Source organism: Alteromonas halophila (genome assembly GCF_014651815.1).
Taxonomy (GTDB): Bacteria; Pseudomonadota; Gammaproteobacteria; order Enterobacterales; family Alteromonadaceae; genus Alteromonas; species Alteromonas halophila.
The window spans coordinates 1-1,464 of record NZ_BMXP01000026.1 but is presented as its reverse complement, the minus strand read 5'-3'; the positions used below and the strand labels follow the sequence as shown (position 1 = coordinate 1,464).

Below are 1,464 nucleotides of genomic sequence, written 5' to 3'. Positions count from 1 at the left end.
AGCATTAAGTTGGGCACTCTAAGGAGACTGCCGGTGACAAACCGGAGGAAGGTGGGGACGACGTCAAGTCATCATGGCCCTTACGTGTAGGGCTACACACGTGCTACAATGGCATTTACAGAGGGAGGCGAACTTGCGAGAGTAAGCGGATCCCTTAAAGAATGTCGTAGTCCGGATTGGAGTCTGCAACTCGACTCCATGAAGTCGGAATCGCTAGTAATCGCAAATCAGAATGTTGCGGTGAATACGTTCCCGGGCCTTGTACACACCGCCCGTCACACCATGGGAGTGGGATGCAAAAGAAGTGGTTAGTTTAACCTTCGGGAGAACGATCACCACTTTGTGTTTCATGACTGGGGTGAAGTCGTAACAAGGTAACCGTAGGGGAACCTGCGGTTGGATCACCTCCTTACCAAAAGAATCGACTTTGATGCTGTTAATGCAGTGCCTACACAGATTGTCTTGTTTGAAAAGAACGCTAAAGGTAGTGCTTCACCTAAAGAAGTATTGCGCAGCAACCTGCTCCACGCCGAATCATCAATTTTACGATGATAGGGTTTCTAATCGAGCCGACTTCCGAACGAATGAAGGAGCATACACCAGGTATGTGACTGAATGAGTGAGGAATAAAGGCGAAGAGTAGGAAGCCTAGCAGAAGTAAAATAGGCTTGTAGCTCAGCTGGTTAGAGCGCACCCCTGATAAGGGTGAGGTCGGCAGTTCAAGTCTGCCCAAGCCTACCAATTTCTTCCTTACTCTTCGTTGGGCAAAACCTCATGTGCTACTCGCACACTACGGTTTCACCCGCCTTGATTAAGAAAGAAATGCACTAATCGAATTAGGTTAGCGTAAAAGCAGTTAGATGGGGCTATAGCTCAGCTGGGAGAGCGCCTGATTTGCATTCAGGAGGTCAGCAGTTCGATCCTGCTTAGCTCCACCACTTCTAAAGGCATTTAAAGCAAGTGTTTTTAGAAGTGGTTTTTAACCGCGAAATGTTCTTTAACAATTTGGAAAGCTGATATTAGTAATCAATCAAAATTGAGTAACTGAGAATATCGAAAGATGTTCTCTCAAAGCTACTCTACTTGACTTGAATTGCTTGTTATCAACATTGATTGATAGCAAGGCAATTCCACGATTAGCTTGTCATGCATACAACATTACTCAGGCCCGAAGTCAAAAGGCGGGCAGCATAGGTTATTACTTTGATAAGAGGTAATAGCCGATGATTTGAGTTCTAGGCAAGCGGACAGACGAGTGAACGAAGGAGCATACGTAAAAGTATGTGACTGAGTAAGCGAGGAAAGGCCGCGCCGCATAGGGCTCAAAGCAGAAGGCTATTTGGGGTTGTATGGTTAAGTGACAAAGCGTATACGGTGGATGCCTTGGCAGTTAGAGGCGATGAAGGACGTGTAAGTCTGCGAAAAGCTGTGGTGAGCTGACAAAACGCATTTGAGCCACAGATG

The 1,464-nt window shown here is 46.4% G+C and carries 2 tRNA genes and 2 rRNA genes; all 4 read left to right on the top strand.

The features are described from left to right. Positions 1-412: ribosomal RNA gene (locus tag IE054_RS17730) — 16S ribosomal RNA — on the top strand; the annotation flags it as partial. Positions 413-664: 252 nt separating this feature from the next. After that, a tRNA-Ile gene (locus IE054_RS17725) sits at positions 665-741 on the top strand. 121 nt (positions 742-862) lie between these two features. Further along, positions 863-938, top strand: a tRNA-Ala gene (locus tag IE054_RS17720). 413 nt (positions 939-1,351) lie between these two features. Then, positions 1,352-1,464, top strand: a 23S ribosomal RNA gene (locus IE054_RS17715); the annotation flags it as partial.